The following is a 7,005-nucleotide window of genomic DNA, read 5'->3' on the forward strand; positions in this document are numbered from 1 at the left end:
GGCCTGGGCCGCGCCTACCTGGACGTGGCCAGTGTCAAGGGCGGCCCCCGCCGCGAGCTGGAGGAGCTGCTGCGGGGCACCGGCCAGGACCTCACCGCCTACCTCGGCACCCACCCGATGTCCGGCAAGGAGAAGTCCGGCCCCCTCGCCGCCACCGGCGACCTCTTCGAGGGCCGCCCCTGGGTGCTGACCCCCACCCGCGACACCGACACCGAGGCGCTGAACCTCGCCCTCGAGCTGGTCTCGTTCTGCCGCGCCGTGCCGATCGTGATGGACGCGGACGCCCACGACCGCGCCGTCGCCCTCGTCTCGCACATGCCGCACCTGGTGTCCAGCATGGTCGCCGCCCGCCTGGAGCACGCCGACGAGGCCGCCGTACGCCTCTGCGGCGGCGGCATCCGGGACGTCACGCGGATCGCCGCGTCCGACCCGCGGATGTGGATCGACATCCTCTCCGCCAACCCCGGCCCCGTCGCCGACCTGCTCTCCGAGCTGTCCGCCGACCTCGACGAGACGGTCCGCGCCCTGCGCGCCCTGCAGTCCGAGGACGACACCTCCCGCAAGGACGGCGCGGGCGGAGTCGAGGACCTGCTGCGCCGCGGCAACGCCGGGCAGACCCGGGTCCCCGGCAAGCACGGCAGCGCGCCGCGCGTCTACGAGTCCGTGGTGGTCCTCATCACCGACCAGCCGGGCCAGCTCGCCCGGATCTTCGCCGACGCCGAGCGGGCCGGCGTCAACATCGAGGACGTCCGGATCGAGCACGCCACCGGCCAGCAGGCGGGCCACGTGCAGCTGATGGTGGAGCCGCAGGGCGCCTCCGTGCTCACCCAGTCGCTCCGCGAGCGCGGCTGGGCCGTCCGCTCCTGAGCCGGTCCCGGGCCGCGCGGGAGGCGGCGGGCGGAGCCGCGGGGCAGGTCACCCGTAAGGATGAGCCCGATCGGCCGGTAACCTTGTCGGGGGCGCGTTCGCGCCCGGCCCCTACAGCCCCGCCTCAGGAAGGTGTCCGCCACCGTGGAAAGCGCCGCCCGGACCGCACCGGCAGTGATCGTCGCCATCGACGGCCCCTCCGGCACGGGCAAGTCGAGCACGTCCAAGGCCGTCGCCGCCCAGCTCGGCCTCAGCTACCTGGACACCGGCGCCCAGTACCGGGCGATCACCTGGTGGATGGTGACCAACGACATCGACGTCGCCGACCCCGCCGCGATCGCCGCGGCCGCGGCGAAGCCGGAGATCGTCTCGGGCACCGACCCGCTGAACCCGACCATCCACGTCGACGGCACCGACGTGGCGGGCCCGATCCGCACCCAGGAGGTCACCTCCCAGGTGTCGGCGGTCTCCGCCGTGCCCGAGGTGCGCACCCGGATCACCGAGCTGCAGCGCTCCATCGCCGCCTCCGCCGAGCGGGGCATCGTCGTCGAGGGCCGCGACATCGGCACCACCGTGCTGCCCGACGCCGACCTCAAGATCTTCCTGACCGCCTCCCCGGAGGCCCGCGCGGCCCGCCGCAGCGGCGAGATCAAGGGCTCCGACGTCGCCGCCACCCGCGAGGCGCTGCTCAAGCGCGACGCCGCCGACTCCGGCCGCAAGACCTCCCCGCTGGCCAAGGCCGACGACGCCGTCGAGGTGGACACCACCGAGCTGACCCTCGCCCAGGTCATCGAGTGCGTCGTCACCCTGGTCGAGGAGAAGCGAGCCGCGAAGTGAGCGGAGCGACCGGCAGGAGCGGCAGGACCTCCGGGTCCGCCGCCCCCTCGCCGCGCGGGGCCGAGGTCGGCCGGCGCATCGGCGTCGGCCTGATGAACGGCCTGTGGCGCCCGCGCGTGCTGGGCGCCGGCAAGGTTCCGCCCACCGGGGCGGCCATCCTCGCCGTCAACCACAGCCACCTGCTCGACGGCCCCATGATCATGGGCGTCTCGCCGCGGCCGACGCACTTCCTCATCAAGAAGGAGGCGTTCGTCGGCCCGCTGGACCCCTTCCTGCGCGGCATCGGGCAGGTCGCGGTCGACCGGTCCGGCACCGACCGCAAGGCGGTCACCGACGCCCTGGGCGTGCTGGCCGCCGGCGGCGTGCTCGGCATCTTCCCCGAGGGCACCCGCGGCGAGGGCGACTTCGCCTCGCTGCGGGCCGGCCTCGCCTACTTCGCGGTCCGCAGCGGCGCCCCGGTCGTGCCGGTCGCGGTGCTGGGCAGCGCGGACAAGCGCGGACGCCTCATACCCGGGCTGCCCCCGCTGCGCCACCGCGTCGACGTCGTCTTCGGCGACCCGTTCGACGCGGGCGACGGTTCGGGGCGGCGCACCCGCGCGGCGCTCGACGAGGCGACCGTCCGCATCCAGGAGCGGCTCGCCGCACACCTGGAAAAGGCCAGGCGTCTGACCGGACGCCGGGTCACACTTGAGTAGTGGCAGCCCCGCGCGGGCGAGCCACCGACCATTCGATGAGCAACGAGGTACCGACTTCATGAACGACCAGATCCAGCCCGACGGCTCGGCCGAGCACGAGCACGGGGCGCTTGGCGACGCCGAGTACGCGGCGTTCATGGAGCTCGCCGCCGAGGAGGGCTTCGACGCCGAGGAGGTCGAGGGCGCGATCGGCGAGGCCGGACACGGCCCGCTGCCCGTCCTCGCCGTCGTCGGCCGCCCCAACGTCGGCAAGTCCACCCTGGTGAACCGCATCATCGGCCGCCGCGAGGCGGTCGTCGAGGACAAGCCCGGCGTCACCCGCGACCGCGTCACCTACGAGGCCGAATGGGCCGGCCGCCGCTTCAAGGTCGTCGACACCGGCGGCTGGGAGCAGGACGTCCTCGGCATCGACGCCTCCGTCGCCGCCCAGGCCGAGTACGCCATCGAGGCCGCCGACGCGGTGGTCTTCGTGGTCGACGCCAAGGTCGGCGCCACCGACACCGACGAGGCCGTGGTCCGCCTGCTCCGCAAGGCCGGCAAGCCCGTCGTGCTGTGCGCCAACAAGGTCGACGGCCCCAGCGGCGAGGCCGACGCCTCCTACCTGTGGAGCCTGGGCCTCGGCGAGCCCCACCCCGTCTCCGCGCTGCACGGCCGCGGCACCGGCGACATGCTGGACGCCGTCCTCGAGGCCCTCCCCGAGGCCCCCGAGCAGTCCTTCGGAACCGCCATCGGCGGCCCGCGCCGCATCGCCCTGATCGGCCGCCCCAACGTCGGCAAGTCCTCCCTGCTCAACAAGGTGGCGGGCGAGGAGCGCGTCGTCGTCAACGAGATGGCCGGCACCACCCGCGACCCGGTCGACGAGCTGATCGAGCTGGGCGGCGTGACCTGGAAGTTCGTCGACACGGCGGGCATCCGCAAGCGCGTCCACCTCCAGCAGGGCGCCGACTACTACGCCTCGCTGCGCACCGCCGCCGCCGTCGAGAAGGCCGAGGTCGCGGTCATCCTGATCGACGCCTCCGAGTCCATCTCCGTCCAGGACCAGCGGATCGTCACCATGGCCGTCGAGGCCGGCCGCGCCGTCGTCCTCGCCTTCAACAAGTGGGACACCCTCGACGAGGAGCGCCGCTACTACCTGGAGCGCGAGATCGAGACCGAGCTCGCCCAGGTCGCCTGGGCGCCGCGGGTCAACGTCTCCGCCCGCACCGGCCGCCACATGGAGAAGCTGGTCCCCGCCATCGAGACCGCGCTGGCCGGCTGGGAGACCCGGGTGCCCACCGGCCGTCTCAACGCCTTCCTCGGCGAGCTGGTGGCCGCCCACCCGCACCCCGTGCGGGGCGGCAAGCAGCCGCGCATCCTCTTCGGCACCCAGGCCGGCACCAAGCCGCCGCGGTTCGTGCTCTTCGCCTCCGGCTTCATCGAGGCCGGCTACCGCCGGTTCATCGAGCGCCGGCTGCGCGAGGAGTTCGACTTCGAGGGCACCCCGATCCACATCTCGGTCCGGGTCCGCGAGAAGCGCGGCACCAAGAAGAAGTGACCGCGTGAGTCACGCCTGAACACGCCCGAAGGGCGGCTCCCCTCAGGGGGAGCCGCCCTTCGCGTCGTCCGCGGTGACCCGCCGGGCGCTCACTCGGCCGCGCGGGGGGCCGGGGGCAGGGCCGCCTGAGGGGCCTTGTGCCGCCCCGACGGCCCGCCGGGCGGCCCGGGCTGCCAGGAGACCTCGACGGGGCCCGTGGGGTCCTGCGAGGCCCCGGACGGATCCTGTACGTGTTCGGCGTCGGGCCGCGCCCCGCCGGGAGCCAGCCTGCCGACCCTCTGCCAGGGGGAGGGGGCCGGCGGCTCCGCCGTGTGCCGCGCCGCGTAGGCACTGGAGGCGTAACCGCCCGTGAAGCCGCCGCCGCTGCCGTGTCCGTACCGCCACGGGCCGCCGAAGGCGAGGCGCTCCTCGCCGCTGCGATCGCCGGGCAGGGTACGGAAGGACTTCACGTACTCCGCGTACAGGGCGTCGTAGATCGGCGTCGACGACGGGCTGTACGCGGCATGCGCCGGGCGGGCGGAGGGGATGGACGGGAAGGGCTGACGTCGGGATACCTCGTAAGCGTGCACGTAACGACAAACGACCCCGCAGCCCAACGGATGCGGGCAACACGGGGAATTCGCAGGTCACCCGAGGGAGTGAAGCTCCACTCAAGCGCGTGCGCGACCGGGCCCCGTGCGCTCCGCGCACGCCGGGCGGGCCGCGCCCGGGCGCACGAGGCCGTCGCCCCAGGCCTCAGATGCCCGCCAGGGGGAGCGCCGCACCCACCAGGACACCGTTGGACGCCGCGCGGTCCAGGGCGCCGCGCAGCAGGTCCTCACGCGGCTGACGGCCGATCGAGCCGACCGGGGCGGCGAACATCAGCACCTGCTGGTTCTTGTTGGCCGCCGTGCGCCAGCCGTCGGTGGCCTGCAGCGGGCGGTGCGCCTGCCACCAGGCGACCGGCGCGCCGCCGCCCACGCCCGGCTGCAGCACCGCGTGCAGCTGCCCCATGGCGAGCAGCACCGACCACCCGTGCAGCACCGGCGGGACCTGGTTGAGGTCCGCCACCGGCTGGAAGCCCTGCTCGGTCAGCAGCGGCAGGAACTCGTCGCCCGGGCCGGTGTTGCCCGGGCGGGCGATGGCCGAGGTGGGCTCGACCACGATCGCGGCGTGCAGTTCGCCGTTGATCAGCACCAGCCCGCTGGTCACCCCCAGCACGGCCTGCTCGGGCGCGGCCTGCGCGGCCCGGGTGTCGACGGCCGGGGCGGGGGCCGGCGACGGGGCCTGCGCCTGCTCGGGGACACCGCCGGCCTGACGGACGGCGCCCTGCAGCTGCTCGTCGGTCACCCGCACCACCTGGGAGGGCAGGCAGCCGGCGTGCGCGAAGGCGAGCACGGCGGTCTCGTCACCGACGAACAGGACGGTGCTGGTGTGCTCCTGGCCGGTGTCGCCGGGGGTACGGCAGGAGGTGCAGTCGTAACTGCCGGGGGCGTTGTCTCCGGCAAGCAGCCGGTCGGCCTCTTCGTCACCGATCTCGGCGCGTACGTCGTCGCTGACATCGAGCATGCGCGGCACGGGTGGCTCCCTCGGGAAGGACATGGGTGGACGGAAGCGGGCCGGGGACGTCCCGGCTCGCTCTGGGAACAACGGACCGCGCGGGGCGGGGGTAACGGCCGACGGCGAACGGGAATCCGAATCCGGGGCCGACAGGCCGGGCCCGGGCGGCGCGCGCCGTGGGCGGACGGACACCGGCGAAAGCCGGACGGACACCGGGCCGATGCCGGGTGAAGGGTGCCGAAGGCGGGGCGAGGTCGGGGCGAAGGCGGGCGCACGGTGGGCCGAAGGGGTGGGCGCGACGGGCGCGGGCGCGGCGCGGGCAGGGTCGGCCCGGGGCGCGCCCTAGCCTTGGCCGGTGCCCCGTGTGTCGATCATGAGGCGGTCGCGGACCGTCCGGACGGCCGCCTCCGCGGCTCTCCTCGCCCTTGTGGCCTCCCTGGCCTCCTGCACGCCGTCCTCCGGCCCCGAGGCCGCGCCCGGCCCCCCGGCCCGGGCTCCCCGGCCGTGTCCGCCCGACCGCTGGCCCTGGGAGTGCGTCGCCGACTGCGAGAGCAGCGGCCGCTGGCACGTCAACACGGGCAACGGGTTCTACGGCGGCCTGCAGTTCAAGCACTCCACCTGGGTGGCCTTCGGCGGCAGCGCCTACGCCGCCCGGGCCGACCTGGCCACCAAGCGGCAGCAGATCCTGGTCGCCGAGAAGGTGCTCGCCTCGCAGGGCTGGGGCGCCTGGCCGGTCTGCTCGGCGCGGTACGGGCTCAAGGGGCGGATGCACGTGGTGAAGCGCGGCGAGACGCTGGCGTCGGTGGCCAGGAAGTACCGGGTCGCCGGCGGCTGGCGGACCCTGTACAAGCTCAACCGCTCCCTGCTCGGCGAGGACCCCGCCCGGCTGATCGCGGGGACCTTCCTGAGGCTTCCGGCGGGCGCCGCGCGCAAGGCGGCCGGTGAGCTGTTCGGCCCGCCGCTGGAAGAGGCGTGAGCTGATTTCCAGCCATTTCCGCCCGTTCCGCGGGCAGGTGCGGCAATGCCGGCGGAGCGAATTCCGGCGGTCGTCCGCGTCCATTCCGAGGGCCCCGGGCCGCGGAGTTGCGAAAGGTGCGGAAAAGGATATCGGCGCAGTTCCGGATACCCGTGCGGATCGCTCGAACGGGTGACGCGACAGGGCCGGTGGCCTAGGGGCGATCCGTGACAGAAGTGTGACAGGGGAGCTTTGACGGCGATCTTCGCGCCGGGCTTTCCCGCGGGACGGGCACCGCCTAGCGTGGCGGTCATGGCATCGATTCCCACCCCGGGCGAAGAGCCCCAGGACTCCACCGACGCCTACGTCGGTACGGACGCCGAGGAGGCCGAACGCCGGGCGCGTGAGCGCGGCTGGCAGACGGTCCGCACGCTGCCGCCGGGCGCGATCATCACGCTGGAGTACCGCGTGGGCCGGCTGAACTTCGAGGTCGACGGGGGGCGGGTGGTCCGCTGCTGGAAGGGCTGACCGGACGCCCGTGGGGCCCCGCTCCACCGGGCGCGGGAAGGGCGTCCGGG

At 74.4% G+C, this 7,005-nt stretch carries 8 protein-coding genes; 6 read left to right on the forward strand and 2 right to left on the reverse strand.

Annotation, left to right across the window (positions count from 1 at the left end; translation table 11 throughout):
• The 4 genes from ACOV8S_RS30475 to der all read left to right on the forward strand — a co-directional run.
• The coding region (locus ACOV8S_RS30475) for a prephenate dehydrogenase (protein ID WP_448321717.1) at nt 1–867 on the forward strand (867 nt) is incomplete at its 5' end.
• 144 nt (nt 868–1,011) lie between these two features.
• Nucleotides 1,012–1,704, forward strand: coding sequence for a (d)CMP kinase (gene cmk, locus ACOV8S_RS30480; RefSeq protein ID WP_448321718.1), 693 nt, complete (start codon nt 1,012–1,014; stop codon nt 1,702–1,704).
• Nucleotides 1,701–2,399 (forward strand): lysophospholipid acyltransferase family protein, encoded by a 699-nt coding sequence (locus ACOV8S_RS30485; protein ID WP_448321719.1) that lies wholly within the window; start codon nt 1,701–1,703, stop codon nt 2,397–2,399. Before cmk ends, ACOV8S_RS30485 begins: the two co-directional genes overlap by 4 nt.
• A gap of 58 nt (nt 2,400–2,457) precedes the next feature.
• Complete coding sequence (der, locus tag ACOV8S_RS30490) at nt 2,458–3,933, forward strand: ribosome biogenesis GTPase Der (RefSeq protein ID WP_448321720.1); 1,476 nt, start codon at nt 2,458–2,460, stop codon at nt 3,931–3,933.
• An 89-nt stretch (nt 3,934–4,022) separates the two neighbouring features.
• On the opposite strand, the gene ACOV8S_RS30495 is transcribed toward der, so the two are convergent.
• Nucleotides 4,023–4,502, reverse strand: a complete 480-nt coding sequence (locus tag ACOV8S_RS30495; protein WP_448321721.1) for a hypothetical protein — start codon at nt 4,500–4,502, stop codon at nt 4,023–4,025.
• A 166-nt stretch (nt 4,503–4,668) separates the two neighbouring features.
• Nucleotides 4,669–5,490: a hypothetical protein gene (locus ACOV8S_RS30500; protein WP_448321722.1), complete on the reverse strand. Its 822-nt coding sequence runs from the start codon at nt 5,488–5,490 to the stop codon at nt 4,669–4,671.
• Nucleotides 5,491–5,827: 337 nt separating this feature from the next.
• On the opposite strand from ACOV8S_RS30500, the gene ACOV8S_RS30505 reads away from it, so the two are divergent.
• Both ACOV8S_RS30505 and ACOV8S_RS30510 read left to right on the forward strand, forming a co-directional pair.
• On the forward strand, nt 5,828–6,448 hold the full coding sequence (locus tag ACOV8S_RS30505; RefSeq protein WP_448321723.1) for a LysM peptidoglycan-binding domain-containing protein: 621 nt from the start codon (nt 5,828–5,830) through the stop codon (nt 6,446–6,448).
• A 291-nt stretch (nt 6,449–6,739) separates the two neighbouring features.
• Nucleotides 6,740–6,955 (forward strand): I78 family peptidase inhibitor, encoded by a 216-nt coding sequence (locus tag ACOV8S_RS30510; protein WP_448321724.1) that lies wholly within the window; start codon nt 6,740–6,742, stop codon nt 6,953–6,955.
• The last annotated feature ends 50 nt before the right edge of the window (nt 6,956–7,005 follow it).

The organism is Streptomyces sp. CO7, assembly GCF_053474865.1.